We start from the raw sequence: 21,912 nt of genomic DNA on the forward strand, positions 1-21,912 counted from the left end.
CCATGACCTCAGGCCAGCGCGGCGAAGCCGTCGGCTTCGATCTGTTTCGCATCGGCGGGGCGCACGACGCGCGCGACTTCGACCCCATCGCGCAGGAAGACCAGCGTCGGCCACAGCTTCACGCCGAACGAGCGGCCGAGCGGACGGCCGGGGCCGTCCTCGATCTTCAGGTGCCGCACGGCAGGATGCGCGGAGAACGACGCCGTGATCGCAGGCTGCGCGCCTGCGCAGATCCCGCACCAGTTCGCGCCGAATTCGATGACGGTTGCGCCGCCCAGTGCGTCGACTTCCGCGCGGGTCGGCGCGTTGGCGGTATAGCGTTGCTCGGTGTCCATCAGGCCCTCGTGTGCGTTGGCGGAACGTGACTGCACGCGCCGGCGCGATGCGGGCGCGTGCGGCCTTCGATTTCTTACTGTAGCGGAAAAGCCCGCGCGCTGCCGGCGCGGTCCGCGCGCATCGTCCGGAATGACACGACAAGAATCGGAGCGCCGCATCGCCGCGACGGGATCAGCATGGGAACCGATCCCGTCAACGAGGCTTCGACCATGAATGCGCCGCATTGCGTCACCGAACCGAACATCCTCTACTTCGGCACGCCCGTCGTGCTGGTCAGCACGCTGAACGAAAACGGCACGGCCAATCTCGCGCCGATCTCGTCCGCGTTCTGGCTCGGCTGGCGCGGCGTGATCGGCATCGCCGCCAGTTCGCAAACCACCCGCAACCTGCTGCGCACCGGCGAATGCGTGCTGAACCTGCCGTCGTCGGCGCAGGCGGACGCGGTCGACCGGATCGCGCGCACGACGGGCACGTACCCGGTACCCGACGGCAAGCGCGCGAAAGGCTACGTATTCGAACCGGACAAGTTCGGCACGGCCGGGCTGACCGAAGCGGCATCGCAAACCGTCACGCCGCCGCGCGCGCTCGAATGCCCGGTGCACATGGAGGCGGTCGTCGCGGCCACCTACGGAATCGGCGACGACACGCCCGACCTGCGCGGCCGCATCCGCGTGTTCGAGCTGCGCATCCAGCGCGTGCACGTGCATCCCGACCTGCTGATGGACGGTCATCCGGACCGCATCGATCCGGACAAGTGGTCGCCGCTGATCATGAGCTTCCAGAAGTTCTACGGGCTAGCGCCGCGGCAGGTGCATCCGTCGCGGCTCGCCGAAATTCCCGAACGCGCGTATCGCAGCCCCGACATCGAGCGTTCGCGCGACGCGGGCACGCTGGCCGGTAGCGCACGGTAATGAAGCGCGCGGGAGAACGCCTGTGAATTCGATACGCCGCCCTGCTGCCACCCGTGCGGCCGATGTCGCCGCGCCGGCCCGGCACCGCCTCGTACTGCCGGCGCTGTGCATCGCCGTGCTGATCGCGCAGATCGACACGGCGATCGTCAATCTCGCGACCGAACCGATCGGCGCCGCGTTCGGCGCCCGCGTCGCCGCGCTGCAGTGGGTGATCGACGCGTACAACCTCGCGTATGCGGTGCTGCTGCTGCTCACGGGCGGCCTGATCGACGACCTGTACGGCCGGCGGCGTGCATTCGTGCTCGGCGCGACGGTGTTGAGCGGCGCGTCGGTCGTGTGCGCGCTCGCGCCGACGCTGGCGTGCTGATCGCGGGCCGCACGCTCGCCGGCGCGGGCGCCGCGCTGCTGATCCCCGCGTCGCTCGCGATCGTCCGCGTGCTCTGGCGCGATCCGGCCGAACGCGCACGCGCGCTCGGCATCTGGGCCGCGTGCGGCGGCATCGCGATGATCGTCGGCCCGACGCTCGGCGGCGTGCTGATCCACGCGTTCGGCTGGCGCAGCATCTTCGGCGTCGTGATTCCGTTCGGCATCGCCGCGATCGCACTCGCCAGCGCCGTCGTGCCGGAATCGGCCGATCCGCGGGGCCGGCGCTTCGATCCGGCCGCCCAGGTGCTCGGTGCGATCGCGATCGGCTGCGTCGTATTCGCGACGATCGACGCGCGCCACGACCCGCTGCGCGCGCCGCTGCTGATCGGGACCGGCGCGGCCGCGATCGCGCTGTTCGTGCGGATCGAACGGCGGCTCGGCACGGCCGCGCTCGTGCCGCTCGACCTGTTCGCGAATCGCGCGTTCCGCGGGATGCTGGTCGGCAACGGCGCGATGACGTTCGGCGGCTACGGGATGCTGTTCGTGCTGCCGCTCGCATGGCAAAGCCACCACGTGCTCGATGCCACCGGTGCCGGCCTCGCGCTGCTGCCGATGTCGGTGCCGTTCGCGCTCGTGTCGTTCGGCTCCGGTGCCGTTGCGGCCCGCGTCGGCGCACGCACGGCCGGCGCTGGCTGCGTCGCGCTGATGGGGCTCGGGCTCGCCGCGATCGGCATCGGCGCGGCCGGGTCGACGAATCCGCACGCGCCGATGCTCGCGTGGGCCGAGGCGGGGCTCGCGCTGACCGGCACGGGCCTCGGCCTCGCGGTCGGCTCGCTGGCCGCGACGGCCGTCGGCGCGGTCTTCGGCGTCGCGCTGCTGGGCGCGCTGTACGACGCGTGCGGCGGCGGCGCGTCGGGGCTGCGGGTCGCGATGCTGACGGGCAGCACGCTGCAGCTCGCGGGCGCGGCGCTCGCGTGGCGCACGGCCGGCACCGGCACGCGGGCCGGCGCACCGAGGCCGATCGGATAAGATACGGCCGGCCACGCACCTTGGCCCATGACCGAACCGACGGAGTGTTTTCAGTGATTCAACCGACCGAAGTATTCAAGGACAACCTCGCGCAACTGCCGGCCATCGACGGCATCGCGCGCATCGATCTCGTCGGCGCGAACGGCGACGTGGCCGCGACCATCGAGAACCAGCCGGGCAAGCAGGGCTCGCTCGCGGTGTACCACTATCTGAAGCAGACGTTCGGCACGCTCGACGCGAAAGCGGCCGAGCACGGCCTCGCGGTGTTCGCCGAGCATACGGCCGACGCGCGCAATCGTCCGGGCGCGCACCCGAACGTCGATCGTCTGCTGGCGATCGTGGCCGGCGGCGACGCACTGCGCATCGACGTCGTCGCGAAGGACTGAGTCGGCGGCGACACGCACGCGTGCCGCCAGGCGGCGCGCGCGACCGTGGCGGACCGGCGAAAAAGCGCTTGCCCCGCCCGTCCCACTTTCCCCAGAGACAACCAGCGTGCTTCCTTCCGTTGCCTCACCGCTCAGCCGGCATCTGGCGTCGATCGTTTCGATCGCGGTACTTGCCGGCGCCACGTTCGGCGGCACGGCATCGGCCGAGCCGCTGCGCACGGCCTCCGATATCGCCGGAGCGTCGCTCGTGCCGCTCGGCACGCTGCCGCACTCGCCTGAAAGCGGTTCGCTCGATCCGTTCTGCACGCAATATCGCGCGAAGTCGACCACGGCGGCCGGCCGCGAAGTCGCGAAGCGCGACTGGATCGTGACATCCGAGGCACCGCTCGGGCACTACACGGTCGTGAGCTTCGCGAGCGGATTCAACGCCGGCACGAGCGCGATCTGTTTCGCGCGCAACGGCAACCTCGGCGTATTCGACGGCGCGACGCTCGTCGCGCTCGGCTACACGGCGCGCAAGGCAGGCTGGCAGCTCGGCTCGGTCGATCGTCTGGAAAACGGTGCACTGCTCGTCTGGGGCGGCGACGGCCCCGGGGCGCCCGTCGGCGAGCTGCACGAGGAAAACGGCGGCCTGCGGCTGACCCGCGTAGCCGCCGAAAGCACGCACTGCAGCGGCCGCGCGGTCGTGCCGAACGTATACGGCAAGCCGCTCGACGCGGCCCGCAAGATACTGATCGCGCATGGCTGGCAACCGCTGCGGCCGCGCGAGAAGCCGGACGCGATGGACGGGGCTGCAACGCTCGCGAAGCACGGCATTATCGAAGCCGAAGCGTGCTCGGGCACCGGCGTCGGGTATTGCGCGCTGCGCTACCGGAATGCGGCCGGCGTGCTCGGCGTGACGACGGTGGGCGGCGAGCCGGACCGGCCTTCCGAGAACACCGTGATCGACTATCAGGTTGCCTGTCGCAAGCAGTGAACGGCGTGCAGGCGGCGCATGCGCAATGCATGCGTCATGCGATCCGTGCCGCCAGGCCATCGTCCGTTCGCTCGATTGACCGGCCTCGCGCGCCCTCCTACACTGAGTTCCCTTTTACGCCGCACCAGCAAAAGGGACTGCCATGATCGACCTCTCCACGCTCGCGCTGTTCTCCGGCGCGTGTCTCGCGCTGACCATCACGCCCGGCCCCGACATGTTGCTGATCGCGTCCCGCAGCGTGAGCCAGGGCCGGCGCGCCGGCTTCGCGACGCTCGCGGGCATTCAGGCCGGCACCTACTGCCACGCGCTGGCGGCCGCGTTCGGTCTGTCGCAGCTCTTCGTCGCGGTGCCGCTCGCGTATGACGTCGTGCGCTTCGCCGGCGCCGCGTATCTGCTGTATCTCGCCTGGAAAACGTTCCGTTCGGACGCGACCGCGCTGTCGCCGGTCGCGTCGCAACGTCGCCGCTCGACCGCGACGATCTTCCGCCAGGGGCTGACGACCAACCTGCTGAACCCGAAGATGGCGCTGTTCGTGCTCGCGCTGTTCCCGCAGTTCGTGCGGCCCGAGCAGGGTTCGATCGCCGTGCAGATTCTCGTGCTGGCGACGGTGCTCAACCTGATCGGGCTCGTCGTAAACGGCGCGGTGATTCTGTCCGCGAGCCGGCTGAGCCAGCGGATCGGCGCGCGCCGCCGGCCGTCGAAGGTGCCGCAGTATCTGCTGGGGTCGGTGTTCGTGGGGCTGGCGGCGCGGCTCGCGATGGCGGGACGGCACTGAGGGCAGCCAGCAGCGCGAACGGAACCGTGCGAGCCCCGACGACACACGAGGCCGTCAGCCGTCGCGACCGGTGCCCGAATCACGCGTGTCCATCACCACGCGCAACGAACCGCTATCGAGGATGCTTGCCGGCGTCACCGTGCGGCGGTGCCACGGAATCCGGCCGAAATACCAGATCCTCCAGAAGCCGAGCGGATGATCGGGATTCCGGTGCAGCAGCGTGTCGAAGGTCTCGACGTCGCCGAGCACGATCCGCGTCGCATCGCACACAACCTCGCGCACGAAACGTGAGCAGAACTGCCGGCGCGACGCGAGATTGAAACCCGTGTCGTAGACCACACCGATCCGGCGCATCGCCGCGGCGACGAGTTCGCGACGCTGCGCGGCGTCGAGCGGCTGCCTGAGCCGCGCGATCACGCATGCGCCGCGATCGGAGCGCGCGAGAACCCGCGACATCGTCGTGACGCGCGACAGCGGAAACGTGCTTTCGGCGATCAGCGTCTCGCCGCCGCGCTCGCCGACGACGATGCCGACGTGATTCGTCCATGAACGCGTCGCGCTCGCCACTTCGAGAAACGGCCGCACGGTGACGCGGATGAAGACGATGTCGCCGATTTCCGGTTCGGCCGGCAACGGCTCGGCAAGCGAGTCGGGAGCGCCGGCGGAAAGGAGCCGCCGCCGGCGCGCGCCGGGCGAACGGATCAGAAGCGGCTGGCGGCCCGGGTCGACGACCATACGAACCTCGCGCGAGTGGACATGACGCGAGCATGGCAGGCGCAGCCGCACGCCGCATCCGCTTCATCTGCAAGGGCTGGAATCCGCGCCGCCGGGTGGCGGATTTCGATACTGGCGTGACACGCGAAGCGCCCGAACCCAGCACCCTTCAGCGCGTCGCACCCAGCGCCACGCGCAGCCGCTCCATCAACCGCGTGTAATGCCGCAGCACGTCGTCCTTCGACACGACATTCGCGGTCGAGAAACGCTCGGACCACACCGGCTTCCATTCATACGAACCGTGCACGCTGCGGTCGCCGTCGGGCGCCTGGATCAGCGAGCGGATCCGCGCGTCGCGGCCCGGCCCCGTATGCATCTCGAACAGCGCGTGGATGAACGTGTGATACGCGTCGTACACGTCGTCGTCGAACAGGTAGCGGTAGATGTGGAACGTGCGGTCGAGGTCGCGCTTCGCGCGGATCACGTCGTCCGGCGAGATGTCCTTCCAGTAGCCGATCCACGTGTAGAAGCACAGCAGCGCATTGAGCTGCGGCGCGACCGCGTCGTACAGCGCGAGCCGCTTCTCGATCAGCCGCTGGTTGGTCCACTGCACGAGCTCGAGCCGCTTCAGCCGGCGCGCGACGAGCCAGCCGAGACACGCGACCGACAACGGCGTCAGCACGCCGAGCACGAGCTTGACGATTTCCAGCGAATTCCACGGCGTATTGAATGGCTGCATGTAGGGCTTGACAGGAAAAAACGCATTCGCGTCGACGCGTAACCCGGCGCGCTACGCAGCGCCGCTCGGCCGAGCGCGTCGGCATTGACCGTTAGTTGCTTGCACATCGAACACCGCATGACCGTGCCGGCAATGCAGGCGATGCGACTCACTCCGTCAGTGTATCGGGCGATTGTCACCGTGCAATGCCGCTCATCGTCGACGCATCGTCACGCGCCCCGCGCGTCGCCCCGCTTCAGGTGGGTAGCGCCGACGTGAGCTTGACCTTCTGCATCGGAATGTCGGTCTTCACGCTGAGCACGCCGGGGATGCGCGTCAGGTATTCCATCTGGAAGCGCCGGTAATCGTCGATGTCGGCCGCGACGACGCGCAGCAGGAAATCGCAGTCGCCGGCCATCAGGTGGCATTCGACGACTTCCGGCATCTGCTGGACGGCCTCGGCGAAACGGTTCACCGATTCCGCGTCCTGCCCCTTCAGCCATACGCGGGTGAAGATCGTCAGCCCCTTGCCGACCTTCGCCGGGTTCAGCACGGCCACGTATTTCTCGATCACGCCGGCTTCCTCGAGGAGCCGCACGCGCCGCAGGCACGGCGACGGCGACAGCCCGACCTCGTGCGCGAGTTCCACGTTCTGCATGCGGCCGTCGCGCTGCAGCGCGCTCAGAATCCGGCGGTCGATAGCGTCAAGTTTCATGTGGCATCCGATTCCAAAAAATTCGCGTATCACGCGTTCAATGCCAAATTTTGGGAAAAATCTGGCGACAACGCAACCCGATTCGAGTCAAAAAAGCAGACAATCCCTCCCCCGAAGGAGGAGTGATGAGCAGTAGCGTTTCAACGTCGTCCGGGCTTCGCGACAAGCCCGCCTATGTCGCCGAGATGGGCCGCGGTTTGCGCGCGGCGCTGCCCGTCATGCTGGGTTTCGTGCCGTTCGCGCTGGTGCTGGGCGCGCAGGCCGCGCAGAAAGGGCTGAGCCTGTTCGAAGTGCCGATGATGACGGGCCTGAACTTCGGCGGCGGCTCCGAATTCGCGGCGATCCATCTGTGGACGTCGCCGCCGCACATCGCGCTGATCGTCGCGATGTCGTTTCTCGTGAATTCGCGCCACATCCTGATGGGCGCCGCGTTCGAGCCGTATATCCGCCGCCTGCCGCGCCGCCACGCGTTCGTCGCGCTGTTCTTCATGTGCGACGAGAGCTGGGCGATGTCGCTCGCCGACGCGCGCGAGCGCTCGGCCACGCACATCAGCGTGCCCTATTACGCGGGCATCTGCATCGGGCTCTACCTGACGTGGATCTCGATGACGACGCTCGGCGCGGCGGTCGGCCCGACGATCGGCAACGTCGAACAGTACGGCTTCGACATGGCGTTCACGGCCGTGTTTCTGGTGCTGCTGCGCGGGATGTGGAAAGGGGTGCGCGCGAGCCGTCCGTGGTTCGTGAGCCTCGTCGTCGCGGCGGCTACCCATCTCGCGCTGCCCGGTGCGTGGTACGTCGCGGCCGGCGCCTGCGCGGGGCTGATCTCCGCGCTGCTGTGGGAGCCGCGCGATGCCTGAGCTTCCGGATTTCGGCACCGTCGCGACGATCGTGCTGATGGCGTCGACCACCTACCTGTCGCGCATCCTCGGCTACGTGCTGCTGCGCAACCGCACACTGAGCCCGCGAATGGCGTCGGTGATGGAGAACGTGCCGGGCTGCGTGCTGATCTCGGTGATCGCGCCGGCCTTCGTGTCGACGCGCCCGGCCGACTTGCTCGCGCTCGCGGTCACGCTGCTTGCGGCGACGCGCCTGTCGATTCTGCCGACCGTCATCGTCGGCGTCGCGTCGGCCGGCCTGCTGCGCTACCTGCTCGGCTGAACGGTTCCGGCCCGCCACACCGGCACGCACATTCCACGACACGACGAACGGGCGCACGATGCGCCCGTTTTCGCGTCCGCGCCGACCGGCGCCACGGGCGCGACACGACGATCCTCACGCCGGAGTGCTAGCCTTGTGGCTTGCGCCATGCCGCACTTCCCCGCTCATTGCCTTTCACGAGGATCGTCCCGATGCAAGCAACCCGCCCGCTGTTCGACCGTGTCCTGCTCACCAACGACGACGGATTCGACGCCCCCGGCCTCGACATACTCGAACAGGTCGCCACGCAACTCGCGCGCGAAGTGTGGATCGTGGCGCCGGCCGAAGACCAGAGCGGCACGTCGCATTCGCTGAGCCTGCACGAACCGCTGCGCGTGCATCGCAAGGGCGAGCGCCGCTTCGCGGTGCGCGGCACGCCCGGCGACTGCGTCGCGATCGCGGTCAGCCACCTGATGAAGGGCGCGCGGCCCGACGTCGTGCTGTCCGGCGTGAATCGCGGCGCGAACCTCGGCACCGAAACGGTGTTTTCCGGTACGGTCGGCGCGGCGATGACGAGCATGCTCGTCGGCGTGCCGGCCATCGCGCTGAGCCAGGCCTTCACCGATCGCAACGCGGTGCCGTGGGGTACCGCACTCGCGCATGCGCCGGACGTGATCCGCCGGCTCGTCGCCGCCGGCTGGGACAGCGACGCATGCCTCAACGTGAATTTCCCGCCGCGGCCGGCCGACGACGTACGCGCCCTGAAGGTGACGAACCAGGGCGCCGGCACGCTGCAGGGCGTCGAGATCGTGTCGGGACGCGACCCGCGCGAGATCGACTATCACTGGCTGAAGCTCGCGCGCGCGCCGCGCGACGACGATGCGGGTTCGGAAACGGTCGCGCTGGGCGAAGGGTATATCGCGGTCACGCCGCTGAAGTTCGAGCGCACGCACGATCAGGCGCTCGCACGGCTGCGGTCGAACCTCGGCTGATCGATCGCGCGTTCGAACAAACCCTGCGGCGGCGCATACGATGCGCGCGCCGCCGGTTCACCGCGTCAGCCGTCGCCCGTCACCCCATCAAGTCAGATTCAACCCGCCGTCGAGCATCACGATCTCGCCCGTCACGTAATCGGAGGCGACGAGCATCGCGACCGTCTGCGCGATATCGTCCGGCGTCGCCGCGCGACGCATCGGCGCGCGCTCGCGCCAGAGCTGCTGCGCGTCCGTCCAGTCGGCGGTCAGCGGCGTATCGACGAGCCCCGGCGCGACCGCATTGACGCGAATCGCCGGCGCGAGCGTGCGGGCGAGCAGCCGTGTCGTGTGATTGAGCGCGGCCTTCGCGGCCGCATACGGGATCGATGCGCCCTTCGGGCGCATGCCTGCATGCGAGCTAACGTTCACGACGCACCCGGCCCGCCCGTGCGACGCCGCTTCGCGCAGCGCCGCCTCCGCTTCGGCCACCAGCCGGAACGGCGCGATCACGTTGATTTCATGCATTTCGCGCCACACGTCGGGTGTGGCCGCCGCGAGGTCGTCATGCGGAATCACGCGGCTGACGCCCGCGTTGTTGACGAGCACGTCGAGCCGCCCGTGCACGGCGAGCGCATCGCGGATCAGCCGCACGCGCTCGGCATCGTCGGCGAGATCGGCCTGCACATATGCACCGCCGAGTTCGCGTGCCATCGCCCGCCCGGTGTCGGCCGAGCTGCGCGAATGCAGGATCACCGCGTAGCCGTCGGCCGCGAGACGCCGTGCGACGGCCGCGCCGATTCCCGACGTCGAGCCGGTGACGAGCGCGACCGGCCGGTGCACGCGCGACGCGCGCGGCTCGCCGGCGGCTTCGGTCTCAGGTGTCGTTTCGGCAATCGGGGCAGACATCGGCGGCAGCGGCGCGTCCATGGCGTGGAACCCAGTTAGTGGCGTTCCCGCATCATAGGCGACGATGCAACTGGACACGAATGTGATGGCGACAACGACAAGATCACATCCACGAAGGACCTAAAAGGACGTTCTAGTAGAACCCGTTCTGCCTATTGCGACTCTTAAGCGACGTACGGCCGACATCACCGCAATCCTGCAGGACTCATAGCAACTGCGCTCGCCCCGCACCAAGAATTTCGGCGCCAGGCAACCGTGCAGCACGCTCGTCGAACGTGAGTAGAGGTGCCCGACCAGCTGCACTAGCCTGACCGACGTGCAGGCAGTCTGCGAAATCCCCGCCATGCTCGCGATACATGTGCAGCGCACGTTCAAGCGCACCCTCCGCTTCAAAACTCAGTTCCCGCGTCTCGAGCAGGGCCGTGAGCGCAGTCAGGATCTGCTGGCGGTCGAATTTATAGCGCGATCGCAGAACCCATTCGAGTTCGAGCATCACAGTTACCGGTATGTAGAATGCGTCCGCTTGTCCAGCCGAAGCGGCAAACAGCTCACGGACATGCGCGACTTGGTCAACGTCGTCATTGGTCAACCAACGCACCAGAATATTTGTATCAAGACTGGGCATCAAGCGTCGCCTATCCCCATGGCATCGATTGGCACACTTGTGATCGACGGTAGGGCACCTTGCAAATCAAGCAGGCTGCGGGTTTTGGCGCGCAAAATGACCGTACCGTCATCCAGTGGTGTGAAGACAATCCGCACGCCTGCGGCGAGGCCAAGCGCATGCCGGATGCCGGCCGGCAATGTAAGTTGCCCCTTGCTTGTAAGTGTGGCTTCGAACACGATATCTCCTTACTTTTCAATTAATTGTAAGGCAATTTGCCCATCTTCGCAATAGCGGTAGTGGTGAGCGAGAGGCAAACCGGTCAAAGGGTGAAGCCGCTACTGACCGCTCCACTCGAAACCCAAGTGACGGCGAGTCAGTCAACTTGATACGTCCCCAAACAGCGAAGCCGCATTAGTCGAGCGCAAGCGGCGCGACGGTGTGTCGACACTTGGCGTGCGGCCGGTTGCCGTCACCGTTCCCCGTACAGGTAGCGACCGCGTTGCTCTGCGGCCCGTCTTCTCGCCGGGCTCGGCGTACTGCCGGAATCCGGCAAATGTGCGCCGAAATCAAGGCGACCTTGTTACGGCGTCCCTGCCGACTAGTTGATCAACGCCAGCGCCGGCGCGAGCGCACTGTTCGGATCCTGGCCGTTCCACTGGCCGACCCACGCATCGTTCGGCGTCGAGCCCATCACGAAATCGAGCCTGCCGCCCGCCTTCATCTCGTCATAGGTGATGTATGGCCGATGCAGCGGCGTGCCGTTCAGGCTGACCGACTGCACGTAGCGATTGACCGACGACGGTGCGGCGCCCGACGCCGTATGCGCGGTGATCGTGAAGCGTCGCGCACCGCCGAACTTCAACGCGCCGCCGGCGCTGCTGCCTGATGCCATCGGGATGTCGATCGACACCTCCTCGAACAGCGGCGTGCCGAAATAGAACACGCCGCCCACGGGATTCAGCGAATAGATGCCGAGCGCGGACAGCACGTACCACGCGGACAACTGGCCGCAGTCGTCGTTGCCGGGAATCGCCGCATCGCGCACGCGTCGCGGATCGTTCAGCGCGGCCTTCAGGCTGTCGCCGCTCAGCAATGCACGATCGCCGGCCGTGAGCGTCAGCGAGTACATGTCGTCCATCACCGTGCGCACGCGGTCCTGCGTCTTCGACGGCATGCCGGTGACGTCGTACAGGTACGGCAGGTGGTTCGCCGGTTCGTTGCCCGCGAAGAACTGGCCGCTGCGGCCGGTCAGGTCCGGGAAGCCCTGGTTGTACTGGAAGGTCAGCGGGTTGGCCGGATCGAACGTGCGGTCGAGCTGCGCGATGAACTGGCTTTTGCCGCCGAGCAGCGTGATCAATCCCGGGAAGTCGTGGAAGATGTTCCACGTGTCGACCCACGAATTCGATTCGGAGAAGTCGGTCTTTTCGGCGGCCGTCGGATCGAAGCCCGCGACCCAGTTGCCCTGCGCATCCTTCGGCTGCGAGAATTTCCAGCCGTTGTTCGGCGCCGGGTTGAACACGTTCCGGTAGTTCTGGCTGCGCGTCAGATAAGGCTGGTAGTCGGCCGTGCTCTTGCCGGCCGCCTTGCCGACCGCGGCCGTCGCCCAGTCGTCGAACGCATAATCCTGCGTGGTCGACACCGACGCGTTGTCGCCCGCATAGACGTAGCCGCGCTGGCGATACTGGTCGAAGCCGTGCGCGCTCGCGCGCTGCGTGGTCGTCAACGCGGTCCAGATGTCGTCGATGCCCGCGCTCGTCAGGTGCTTCAGGTACGCATCCGCGATCATCGGAATCGACGGGTGGCCAGCCATCGTGAAGGTTTCCGTTTGCGCGAGCGGCCACACCGGCAGTTCGCCCTTGCCGTTCTGCGCGAACTGCGTCAGCAGCGACTTGACCCAGCCGTCGACGCGCTCGGGCTGCACCAGCGTCATGAGCGGCGCCTCGGCGCGGAACGTGTCCCACAGCGAGAACGTCGACGAATAGTCGAAGCCCGGGTTCGCATGCTTGCTGGTGGTCGGCGGCGACGTCGTGCCGTCGTTCGACGAATCCATGCCGACGTAGCTGCCGTCCGCGTTGTTGTAGACCGTCGGCGCGAGCATCGTGCGGTACAGCGACGTGTAGAACATCGTCCGCTGGTCGGCGCTGCCGCCCTTGATCCGGACCCGATCGAGCGCGGCGCTCCACGCGCGCTCCGCCGCGCCGCGCACCTGGTCGAACGACTTCGCGCCGACTTCCGACGCGAGATTGGCCTGCGCATCCGTGATGCTCGACGGCGAGATGCCGACCTTCACCGCGACCGCGCCGCCGTCGCCGCCGTCGCCGCCGTCGGCGAACGTCAGGTACGCCTTGAAGCCGTCCGCGCTGAACGCGACGTGCTGCGTATCGAACGGCTTCGAGAACCGCGCGACGAAATACGTCGGCTTGTTGTTCGCCCAGTTGTTGGTGAACTGCCAGCCGGCGATCGTCCGCGCGTCGACGACCTGGATCTTGCCGCTCGCGGTCGAGCCACCGATCGGGTTGTCGATGCTCACGATCATGCTGCGTTTCTGCGTCGCCGCGCTCGGGAAGTACGTGTAGCGATGCACGCCCGCGTGCGTGGTCGCCGTCATTTCCGCGAGAATCTTCGCGCCCTGCACGTTCCACGGCGTGTTGCCGCTGCCGACCGGCGCCAGCTTCACGCGGTAGTAGCCGGGGCTCGCGGTTTCGTCGTCGTGGCTGAACGACGCGTCGTAGGTGATCGATGCATCGGCGGCAACCTTGGCCAGCGTCGCGGTATCGACCGGCGCGAGCGTCGGCAGGAACCGCACTTCACCGCCCGAGCCGATGCCGGTTCCCGACAGATGCGTATGCGTGAAACCGGTAATGAACGGATCGTCGTACTGGTAGCCCGACGTGCGATCCCAGTTCCACGGCAGCGTATGCGCGCCGCCGGTCGTGTCCGGCCCGAGCTGCACCATGCTGAACGGCACGGTCGCGCCCGGATACACGTGGCCGTGGCCGCGCACGCCGCTGCTCCAGTCCGCGTTGATGTCGAGGTTGGCCGTGCCGATCATCGGATCGACGCTGCGCAGCACCGATCGCTTGTGCGCGCCGCCGTTTTCCCCCTGATCGTTCTGATCGCCCTGGTCGTTCTGGTTGCCTTGATCTTTCTGGTTGCCCGGTGCGTTCGACATCTGCGCGAGCACGCTCGCATCTGTCGCCCCCTGATCGCCCCCGCACCCCGACAACACGGCAAGGCACCCGATACCCACCACGTGACGTAGCTTCATCCGTTCGTCCCTCCCTCTCTCCGCGTCGATCCTGTCGGCAAGAACCGCTCTTCGATCCTCCCGCCCTACTGCGCGCCCGCCGCCCGCGGGAACGACGGCATCGCAGATGCATCGGCGCCCCACGTCGCGGCGCTCGCATCCGCCGTCATCGCGTACGTAAGCTTCCCGCCCTTCGCGATGTGCTCGAGCGGCAGCCACGCGGCGGGCCACGACGTGCCGTTCAGCTTCAGCGACTTCACGTAGAACGACGCGCCGTCGCCCGAACCCGCGCCCGGCGCGGCGATGTGCAGCAGGCGGTAGCTGCCGTCCTGCTGCCCGACGCGCACCGTGATCGCCTCGAACTGCGGGCTCGACAGCGCAACGCCGCTCACGCCCGGCACGACCGGGTAGAGACCGAGCGCGGCCCACACGTACCAGCCGGACAGTGCGCCGAGATCGTCGTTGCCGGGCAGCCCCGCCGCGCCGGGGCCAAACGCGTTGGCGAGCGAAGCGTGCAGCACGCGCTGCGTATGCGACGGCGCGCCGGCCCACGCGTAGACCCACGGCACGGCCATCGTCACTTCGTTGCCGACGTAGAAATACGGCTGCTCGGTGCCGATGTTCAGGTGAGTGAAGAACGTGTCGAGCCGCTTGACGACCGGCGTGGCGCCGCCCGCCTGCGCGATCACGCCGGCGAGATCGTGCGGCACGTACCACGTGTATTGCTCGGCATTGCCTTCCATAAAGCCCGACCCGTCGGTGATCCACGCGCCGGCCGACGTCTTGGGCCGGATCGCGCCGCGATCGAACAGGTGTTGCCAGTTGCCGCTCGACTTCAGCAGCGCGCCGGCCGTCGCCGTGTCGCCAAGCGCCGTCGCGAAGCGCGACACCGCGAAATCGCGCAGGGCGTATTCGAGCGTGTTCGACGCGGTCTGGTTGTCGCCGCTGCCCGATGCGGGCACGTAGCCGAGCCGGTCGTAGTCCGCGCGGCTGCCCATCACCGGCGTGCCCGCGCACGCGGCGCCCGGCGCGGTGCTGGCCTTCATGATCGACAGCGCGGCCTGCGTATCGAAGTGCGTCGCGCCGAACGCATACGCGTTCGCCGTGATGATCGAGCCCGCATCGCCGGGCATCACGGCCGTCTCCGTATTGAAGTACGCCCAGCGCGGGAACGCGCCGCAGGCCTTCGCATCAAGCACGAGCGACTGCACGATGTCGCTGGTGCGCACCGGATCGAGCAGCGCCTGCAACTGGATAAACGAACGGTCGATGTCCCATCCGGAGAAATTCGCGTACATCGTGCGGCCGTTTTCGACCTGACGCGTCGGCGCGGTCGATGCGCCGTTCGACGCGTAGAAATCCGGATACTGGCCGTTCACGTCGTTGAACACGTTCGGATGCAGCGACGCGTGATACAGCGCGGTATAGAACTTGGTCTTGTCGGCATCGCTGCCGCCCGCGACCTGGATCGCGTTCAGGCGGGCGTTCCATGCGGCGCTCGCCGCGCGGCGCACCTTGTCGAAACGCCAGTTCCGTTCGCCTTGCGCATCCGTTTCCGGATTCTCCGCACGCAGGTTCGCCTTCGCGTTCGCTTCGCTGACGAACGAGATGCCGAGCTTCATCATCACGTCCGGATGCTTGCTGTCGACGTTGAACGTCAGCGTGACGGGGCGGTTGTTCGACAGCGCAGGCTTGGCCGCGAACGGCTGGCTGAATTCCGCGTAGTAGTAGACGGGCACCGCATGTCCGGCCCAGCAAAATCCGCCGCCCGCGATCGTGCCCGACAGCGCGCGGTCGCCGACCTGGCTGACCGTGTCGCTCGTCGTGCCTTGGGCGCGGTTGTTCAGCACGGTCGGATCGATCGCGATCGTCGCCTGCTGGCCCTGCGCGAGCGCCGGGTACGTGAAGCGCGCGAAGCCGGTGCGCAACGTCGCCGTCAGCTCGGCCTTGATGCCGTTGCCGAGCGTGACGCCGTAATAGCCGGCCTGCGCGGTTTCGTTCGTGTGATCGAACGTGGCCGGCGTGCCGGCGTCGCCGGGCGCGAGCTGCGGCATCACGTTCAGGTAGCCGCCGTTCGCCCAGCAGCCGGTACCACTCAGATGCAGGATGCTGAATGCGTTGATCGACGCGTCGCCGTACCAGTAGCCGCCGGAGAAACCGGAGCCGTCGCCCTTGCGCCCGTCGTATTGCGCGGTGGGCGTCATCGGGCTCCACTGCATCATCCCGAACGGCACCGTCGGCCCGGGGAACGTGCCGCCGCCGAGACCCGAGCCGACCGGGTCGGCCGGCTGGTCGGTCGCGTAGTCGGTGCCGATCAGCGGGTTGACGTATTGGACGACGCGGACGTCGGCGTTTTTCCTTGCCGCTTCGCTGCCGTTGCCGCTTTCGTTATCGTTGCCGCCGTTGCCGTTCTCATTGCCCTGCGACTGCGCGGACGTCGACATGTTCGCTGCCACGGCCGACGGCGAATCGCCATCTCCGCCGCAGGAAGCCACGGCCACGCACAGCGCCAGCAGCGCCGTTCCCAACCCCCAGTTCCTCGACATCGCCTGTCTCCGTTTCGTTCTTGAATCAAGCCGTTTGTTCGAACTACTGAGCTTTCTATCAGGACTCTTTTCGTGACTTTTCGCGCACCCGCGCAATCGGTCGAAAATGCCGGGCGCGTATTTATTTCCGCATTCTGGTATCCGAAAAAGATGCACCGACCTATCGAAATACCGGTACTCAGAAACGGACAATGGGCACCAGCGTGCCCAAATAAACGCGTTTTCTCTACCCCGTGTTTTTACGAATTTTTATTTTGTTTATCTAAACAAAAAGCGATTGATTCGATTTTTATACGGAATCCGTCGTCGCCCCCACTCGCGAGGAGCAAATTCATCGTTCGGATCGCTGCCAACGATGCATGAGCCAGAACACGAAGCCCGCCAGTGCCCCGAGGCCCACGAACGCCATGAACCCGAGAACGACCGCCACACCGGCCTTGAAAACATCGTCATCCCAGATCGCGGTGCAAATCAAATAAGTGGCAATCCAGGTCAACAACCCCGTGATGCTGCCACACAGGCACGATGAAATCATCGAAACGCGCCAGTATTTCGTGACCAGCAGATATTGTGGAATGGCAAACGCTGCCGTGCCCAGGTAGGCGATTGGGATGGAGTATTTGAGCGACCCGGGATCATCGGCCCAATACGACCACACCAGACCGGGCACAAGGGCCGAAAGGGCAAAAGCAAGAAAAGGTATCTGACGCATCGATATAGGCAGCAGCCGACGGCAACCATTCCATTGAAATCAAGAGCATTCGGCGCACGAATCGCGCATCTCGCGCGGCCACGTTTACGACCTTCGTGGCTTCGCGATGCATACGCCGGCGACGGGTATCGTCTCACTCGTCCGAGATCGGGACATTCACCGAGTATTCGATGTGCACGCACTATCTGTCCGCGGTAATTCCCGCGCGCACTTTGTACGAACAGCTTGCTCGGAAAATGACGTGCAACCGGCCGTCACGGCTGTTTCGGCAGCTCGACATACTCCTCGAGCTCGCCCGCGATATAAAGCCGCTTGCCGATGCGCGGGTATTCGCACACGTCGTGCTCGAGCCGCTGGCCGCCGACGAGCAGTTCCAGCGGCGCATCGCCAGTGTTCTGCACCGTATGCGCGTCGCCGCCGCGCGGAAAGCCGATGAAATCGCCGGGGCCGATTTCACTGGCGTGCTCGCCGATCGTCACCGCGCCGGTGCCGGACAGCACGTACACGAATTCCTCTTCGTACAGGTGGCGGTGATATTCGGCCGATTCGTGGCCGGGCATCAGCGTGAGCAGGTGCACGCCGAATTGCGTCAGCCCGGTCAGGTCGCTGAGCGGTCGCTTGAGACGAACGGCATTGGGATTGAGCGAATGCACCGCGCGCGTCGGTTCCATCTTCGCGATATCGGCGGCCTTCAGCAGTTCCCGGGGAAAGGGAGTCGACATGGGGATCTCGCAAGCGTGAATGCTTCGGTTGAACGCACGGCGCCGGCGCGGCGCGCGCAGCAGCCATTGTCCGACATTTTCACGCTGGCAAGGGCGCGCCGAACCGCACCCGGCGACGCAGTCAACGCGCGCAATCGGCCAGCAGGTTCGCCAGCACCGCCGCGCCTTGCGCGAGGTGTACCGGATCGGCATCTTCCGCTTCGTTGTGGCTGAGCCCGGCCTTGCACGGCACGAACACCATCGCGGACGGCGCGACGTATGACAGGTTCACCGCGTCGTGCCCCGCGCCGCTGCACATCTCCAGGTATGGATAGCCGGCGGCGGCCGTCGCCTGCCGCACGCGCACGACGCAGTCCGCATCGAACACCACCGGCGCGTATTCGGCGATCGTCTGCACCTGCACGCACGTGCCACGCAGCGCGGTGCGCTCCATGCAGATTGCCTCGATATCGGCGACGAGTTGCTGCAACGCCGGCCGCGACGGGTGGCGCACGTCGACGCTGAAGCGCACCTTGCCCGGTATCGTGCTCGGTGAATTCGGCTCGCACGCGACATGGCCGACGGTCACGCGCGCGTCGGCATCGAACGCATGGCCGTGCTCGACGATCGCGGCGATCATCGCGGCCGCCACGCCCATCGCGTCGCGGCGCACGCTCATCGGCGTCGTGCCCGCATGCGACTCGAAGCCGGTAACCGTGACGTCGAGCTCGTAGATGCCCTGCACCCCCGTCACGACGCCGATCGGCAAGCCGGCCTGCTCCAGCACCGGCCCCTGCTCGATATGCGCTTCGAAATACGCTTTCGGCATCTGTCGCTCGCGCGCGGGGCCGGCGAAACCGGTGCGCTCGAGTTCGTCGCGCAGCAGCACGCCCGTCTGCATGCACGGGCGCGCCAGTGCATAGTCGAGATCGAGCGCGCCCGCATAGACGGCCGAGCCCATCATGCCCGGCGTGAAGCGCGAGCCCTCCTCATTGGTCCACGCGACGACGTCGATCGGGTGCCGCGTCGCGATGCCGTGCTCGTTCAGCGTGCGGATCGCCTCGAGGCCCGCGAGCACGCCATAGACGCCGTCGAAGCGGCCGCCGAGCGGCTGGGTGTCGAGATGGCTGCCGCACATCACGGCCGGCAAGCCGGGCTGCGTGCCGGGCCGGCGCGCGAACACGTTGCCGATCGGATCGATGCGGATCTCGCAGCCCGCGGCCTCGCACCAGGCGATGAAGCGGCGCCGGCCTTGCGCATCGTCGTCACTCAGCGCGAGCCGGCAACTGCCGCCGTGCGCGGTCGCGCCGATCGTCGCCATCTCCATGAGCGAATCCCACAGTCTCTGCTGGTTCACGCGCATCATCGTCGCCGCTCCTGAAAAGCACCGAGCATATACACTCGACCCAATAAGAAAAATCCAAGATTTCGTTGTTGATGATAATTTTTACTTGTCACTCGGCGTTCCGCCCGGCCCCCGTGCCTTCTTTCTCACTGGATCGATCGCCCATGAAGCTCAAGCAACTCGATGCGTTTCTCGCGGTCGCCGAGCATCGCACCATTCGCGGTGCGGCGCGTGCGCTCGGCGTCACGCAGCCGGCCGTCAGCGGCATCGTGCGCGAGCTCGAACACGAGCTGGGCGTGCCGCTCGTCGTGCGCAGCGTCAAGGGGATCGCGCTGACCGATTACGGCAGCGCATTCGCGATTCGCGCGCGGCTGATCGTCGAGGAGATCCAGCGCACGCGCGACGAGATCGAGCAGTTGCGGCTGGGCACGACCGGCTCGGTATCGATCGCGGTCAGCCCGACCGTCGCGTTGACGATCCTGCCGCGCGCGTTCGCGGCCTTCACGCGCGACCTGCCCGGCGCGACGCTGAACGTCGACGATGCACTGACCGCGACGGACCTCGCGCGGCTGCGCGACGGCTCGCTCGACTTCATCGTCACGCACCAACTGTCGAACGCGCTGCCGGACCCGGACGAATTCGCGAGCATTCCATTGTTCCGCACGGCGTTCGCGGTCGTCGCGCGAAGCCGGCATCGGCTCGCGCGGGCCCGCTCGTTGCGCGAGCTCGTCGATGCGCACTGGTGCGTGCCGCGCTACGGCGAAGGCGGCGACGACCTGATCCGCTCGATCTTCATGCCATTCGGCCTCGACGTGCCGAAACGCGTGGTGCACTGCCCGTCGTTTGCCGCGACGCTCGGGCTCGTGTCGCAGACGGATGCGCTCGGCGTGTTCGCGCGGCCGCTCGCCGAGGTCGAACGCCAGTCGCGCGGGATCGTCGCGTTGAATCTCGCCGAGCCGATGCCGGCGCTGACAGTCGCGATCGTGATGCGGCGGCATGCGTTGCTGACGCCGGCCGCGCTCCACTTCATCGAGTGCCTGAAAGGTGCGTCTGCAACCGTGTCGGCCGCGGACGACGCGTGACGCTCAACCCACGTGCACGCCGCGCAGCTTCGTCAGCAACGCAACGAGACGATCGATGTGCACGTCCTCGGTGCGCCACGACGACACGCTGATCCGGAACGCCGGCCGCCCCTGCCACACGGTCGCGCCGAACCACACGTCGCCCGACGCCTGCGCGGCTTCGAGGATCGCCGCCGTTTCCTCGTCGGTGCCGGCGCGCACGAGCACCTGGTTCAGCACGACGCGGTTCAGCACGTCGTAGCCGGCCGCCCGCAGGCCGTCGGCGACCCGCGCCGCCTGCGCGCAATGCCGCTCGATCATCGTCGCGACGCCGGCGCGGCCGAGCGAGCGCAATGCGGCCCACACGGGAATGCCGCGCGCGCGGCGTGAGAATTCGAGGTTCAGGTTCTTCTGCGCATCGTGCGCGCCGCTCAGATAGACGGCGTCGCTGTTCATCGCGGTGGCGAGCGCGGCCGCGTCGCGACAGATCACCATCGCGCCGTCGTACGGCGTGTTGAGCCATTTGTGACCGTCGGTCGTCCAGCTGTCCGCGCCGTCGATGCCGTCCGTCAGCGCGCGCTTCGACGACGCGCGCGCCCACAGGCCGAATGCGCCGTCGACGTGCACCCACGCGCCGGCCGCCTTCGCGGGCGGAATCAACGCCGCGAACGGATCGAATTCGCCGGTGTTCACTTCGCCCGCCTGCACGCAGAAAATGGTCATGTCGTCGAGCGGCGGCAACTGCGCCGGGTCGATCCGGCCGTGCGTATCGACCGGCGCGACGACGATGCGCTTCATCCCGAAGCCGAGCACGCGCAGCGCCTTCTTCACCGTGATGTGCGCGAGCGCGGAGATCACGACTTTCACTTCCGGCGCGCCGATCAACCCGTCCTCGTCGATATCCCAGCCCTTGCGCGCGAGCAGCGCGCGCCGCGCGGCCACCAGTGCGACGAGCGTGCAGGCCGTCGCGCTCGTGCCGAAGCCGACCGCACTGCCTTCGGGCAACCCGAGCGCATCGACGACCCAGCGCGCGGCCTGGCGCTCGAGCGTCGCGGCCACCGGCGAATTCGCATACGACGACGCGCACTGGTCCCACGCGAGCATCAGCCGCTCGGCAGCCGCCGCAGCCGGCAGCGTCGCGCCGATCACGAAGCCGAAGTAGTTCGGGCCGTTCGATGCGACCGTCGCGGGCGCGCCGTGCTCGTCGAGCAGGCGCAGCACGTCGTCGGCTGGGCGGCCTGCATCGGGCAGCGGCTCGTCGAACGCAGCGAGGCCGGCGAGTGCGGCCGCGTCGGGAAACGCGCGCCGCTCGTTCGTTGCAGCCAGATACGCGTGCGCGCGCCGGTCGGCGTCGGCCAGCAAGGAAAGTTCGTCCATGTCGGTTGCCTCGGTCAGGGTCAGAGTTGCGAGAGATCGCGGCCGAGCCGCTGCAGCGCGCCGTCGATCCGCTTGTAGTACGTGAACTTGCCGACGCGGGTCGCCCGCACGAGCCCGGCATCCGCAAGGATGCGCATGTGGCGCGTGGTCGTGGCCGGCGCGATGCCGAGCTTCTCGGTGATGTACGTGCAGCACACGCCGAGCTCGTCGACGTCGCCATGCGGCTGCGGCGGGAAATGCTTGCGCGGTTGCCTGAGCCAGCGCATCACGGCCAGACGGCTTTCGTTGGCCAGCGCGCTGAGGCGGGTGACGTCGTCCATGGGGGTGCGGATTCGTTTAACGTTTTGAATATTAGCTAAATGACGAAACG

22 protein-coding genes and 1 pseudogene are annotated in these 21,912 nt (G+C 67.2%); 9 read left to right on the forward strand and 14 right to left on the reverse strand.

Annotated elements, in window-relative coordinates; translation table 11 throughout:
* Positions 1–8 precede the first annotated feature (8 nt).
* Positions 9–335 carry a thioredoxin family protein gene (locus AP428_RS25260; RefSeq protein WP_006485487.1) on the reverse strand — a complete coding sequence of 109 codons (327 nt, stop codon included), beginning with the start codon at positions 333–335 and terminating at the stop codon, positions 9–11.
* 210 nt (positions 336–545) lie between these two features.
* Here AP428_RS25260 and AP428_RS25265 point away from each other — a divergent pair, with 210 nt between their 5' ends.
* The 5 genes and pseudogenes from AP428_RS25265 (at position 546) to AP428_RS25285 (ending at position 4,779) form a co-directional block, all read left to right on the forward strand.
* Positions 546–1,247, forward strand: coding sequence for a flavin reductase family protein (locus AP428_RS25265; protein WP_027812970.1), 702 nt, complete (start codon positions 546–548; stop codon positions 1,245–1,247).
* 22 nt (positions 1,248–1,269) lie between these two features.
* Positions 1,270–2,642: pseudogene (locus tag AP428_RS25270) on the forward strand (MFS transporter).
* 53 nt (positions 2,643–2,695) lie between these two features.
* Positions 2,696–3,028 carry a DUF2322 family protein gene (locus AP428_RS25275; protein WP_041489425.1) on the forward strand — a complete coding sequence of 111 codons (333 nt, stop codon included), beginning with the start codon at positions 2,696–2,698 and terminating at the stop codon, positions 3,026–3,028.
* Positions 3,029–3,134: 106 nt separating this feature from the next.
* Complete coding sequence (locus tag AP428_RS25280) at positions 3,135–4,004, forward strand: PASTA domain-containing protein (protein WP_011548434.1); 870 nt, start codon at positions 3,135–3,137, stop codon at positions 4,002–4,004.
* A 142-nt stretch (positions 4,005–4,146) separates the two neighbouring features.
* The gene (locus AP428_RS25285; RefSeq protein WP_011548435.1) at positions 4,147–4,779 is read left to right on the forward strand and encodes a LysE family translocator; all 633 of its coding nucleotides are present in this window, start codon (positions 4,147–4,149) and stop codon (positions 4,777–4,779) included.
* A 54-nt stretch (positions 4,780–4,833) separates the two neighbouring features.
* On the opposite strand, the gene AP428_RS25290 is transcribed toward AP428_RS25285, so the two are convergent.
* The 3 genes from AP428_RS25290 to AP428_RS25300 all read right to left on the reverse strand — a co-directional run bounded on the left by AP428_RS25290 (position 4,834) and on the right by AP428_RS25300 (position 6,926).
* Positions 4,834–5,514 (reverse strand): YebB family permuted papain-like enzyme, encoded by a 681-nt coding sequence (locus AP428_RS25290; RefSeq protein ID WP_011548436.1) that lies wholly within the window; start codon positions 5,512–5,514, stop codon positions 4,834–4,836.
* A gap of 148 nt (positions 5,515–5,662) precedes the next feature.
* Positions 5,663–6,232, reverse strand: coding sequence for a hypothetical protein (locus tag AP428_RS25295; protein WP_011548437.1), 570 nt, complete (start codon positions 6,230–6,232; stop codon positions 5,663–5,665).
* Between the two features lie 235 nt (positions 6,233–6,467).
* Positions 6,468–6,926 (reverse strand): Lrp/AsnC family transcriptional regulator, encoded by a 459-nt coding sequence (locus AP428_RS25300; protein WP_006486309.1) that lies wholly within the window; start codon positions 6,924–6,926, stop codon positions 6,468–6,470.
* A 125-nt stretch (positions 6,927–7,051) separates the two neighbouring features.
* Here AP428_RS25300 and AP428_RS25305 point away from each other — a divergent pair, with 125 nt between their 5' ends.
* The 3 genes from AP428_RS25305 to surE all read left to right on the forward strand — a co-directional run bounded on the left by AP428_RS25305 (position 7,052) and on the right by surE (position 9,058).
* Complete coding sequence (locus AP428_RS25305; RefSeq protein WP_011548438.1) at positions 7,052–7,786, forward strand: AzlC family ABC transporter permease; 735 nt, start codon at positions 7,052–7,054, stop codon at positions 7,784–7,786.
* A complete protein-coding gene (locus AP428_RS25310) occupies positions 7,779–8,087 on the forward strand; it encodes an AzlD family protein (RefSeq protein ID WP_011548439.1) in 309 nt (102 codons plus the stop codon). Before AP428_RS25305 ends, AP428_RS25310 begins: the two co-directional genes overlap by 8 nt.
* Positions 8,088–8,278: 191 nt before the next feature.
* Positions 8,279–9,058, forward strand: coding sequence for a 5'/3'-nucleotidase SurE (surE, locus tag AP428_RS25315; protein WP_011548440.1), 780 nt, complete (start codon positions 8,279–8,281; stop codon positions 9,056–9,058).
* An 87-nt stretch (positions 9,059–9,145) separates the two neighbouring features.
* Here surE and AP428_RS25320 read toward each other — a convergent pair whose 3' ends face one another.
* From AP428_RS25320 to AP428_RS25350, 8 genes are all read right to left on the reverse strand, one after another.
* The gene (locus AP428_RS25320; protein WP_011548441.1) at positions 9,146–9,967 is read right to left on the reverse strand and encodes an SDR family NAD(P)-dependent oxidoreductase; all 822 of its coding nucleotides are present in this window, start codon (positions 9,965–9,967) and stop codon (positions 9,146–9,148) included.
* A gap of 184 nt (positions 9,968–10,151) precedes the next feature.
* On the reverse strand, positions 10,152–10,571 hold the full coding sequence (locus tag AP428_RS25325) for a PIN domain-containing protein (RefSeq protein ID WP_011694472.1): 420 nt from the start codon (positions 10,569–10,571) through the stop codon (positions 10,152–10,154).
* A complete protein-coding gene (locus AP428_RS35830; protein WP_011548443.1) occupies positions 10,571–10,789 on the reverse strand; it encodes an AbrB/MazE/SpoVT family DNA-binding domain-containing protein in 219 nt (72 codons plus the stop codon). The genes AP428_RS25325 and AP428_RS35830 overlap by 1 nt, the downstream gene beginning before the upstream one ends.
* 362 nt (positions 10,790–11,151) lie before the next feature.
* Positions 11,152–13,821 carry a GH92 family glycosyl hydrolase gene (locus AP428_RS25330; protein WP_054928396.1) on the reverse strand — a complete coding sequence of 890 codons (2,670 nt, stop codon included), beginning with the start codon at positions 13,819–13,821 and terminating at the stop codon, positions 11,152–11,154.
* Positions 13,822–13,886: 65 nt separating this feature from the next.
* Entirely contained in the window at positions 13,887–16,346 is a 2,460-nt protein-coding gene (locus tag AP428_RS25335; protein ID WP_011548445.1) for a GH92 family glycosyl hydrolase, read from the reverse strand.
* Between the two features lie 331 nt (positions 16,347–16,677).
* A complete protein-coding gene (locus tag AP428_RS25340) occupies positions 16,678–17,058 on the reverse strand; it encodes a hypothetical protein (RefSeq protein WP_011548446.1) in 381 nt (126 codons plus the stop codon).
* Between the two features lie 254 nt (positions 17,059–17,312).
* On the reverse strand, positions 17,313–17,780 hold the full coding sequence (locus tag AP428_RS25345; RefSeq protein ID WP_006488377.1) for a cupin domain-containing protein: 468 nt from the start codon (positions 17,778–17,780) through the stop codon (positions 17,313–17,315).
* Positions 17,781–17,901: 121 nt separating this feature from the next.
* Positions 17,902–19,125, reverse strand: a complete 1,224-nt coding sequence (locus AP428_RS25350) for a Zn-dependent hydrolase (RefSeq protein ID WP_011548447.1) — start codon at positions 19,123–19,125, stop codon at positions 17,902–17,904.
* A gap of 143 nt (positions 19,126–19,268) precedes the next feature.
* Here AP428_RS25350 and AP428_RS25355 point away from each other — a divergent pair, with 143 nt between their 5' ends.
* Positions 19,269–20,186: a LysR family transcriptional regulator gene (locus tag AP428_RS25355; RefSeq protein ID WP_012338845.1), complete on the forward strand. Its 918-nt coding sequence runs from the start codon at positions 19,269–19,271 to the stop codon at positions 20,184–20,186.
* Between the two features lie 3 nt (positions 20,187–20,189).
* Here the strand turns inward: AP428_RS25355 and AP428_RS25360 are convergent, their stop codons facing one another.
* Together AP428_RS25360 and AP428_RS25365 are read right to left on the reverse strand one after the other, a co-directional pair.
* Positions 20,190–21,542, reverse strand: coding sequence for a pyridoxal-dependent decarboxylase (locus AP428_RS25360; RefSeq protein ID WP_011548449.1), 1,353 nt, complete (start codon positions 21,540–21,542; stop codon positions 20,190–20,192).
* Positions 21,543–21,562: 20 nt separating this feature from the next.
* On the reverse strand, positions 21,563–21,862 hold the full coding sequence (locus AP428_RS25365; protein WP_011548450.1) for a helix-turn-helix transcriptional regulator: 300 nt from the start codon (positions 21,860–21,862) through the stop codon (positions 21,563–21,565).
* Between the last annotated feature and the right edge of the window lie 50 nt (positions 21,863–21,912).

The sequence above is a fragment of the Burkholderia sp. E168m22 genome (assembly GCF_001319805.1).
GTDB lineage: Bacteria > Pseudomonadota > Gammaproteobacteria > Burkholderiales > Burkholderiaceae > Burkholderia > Burkholderia orbicola.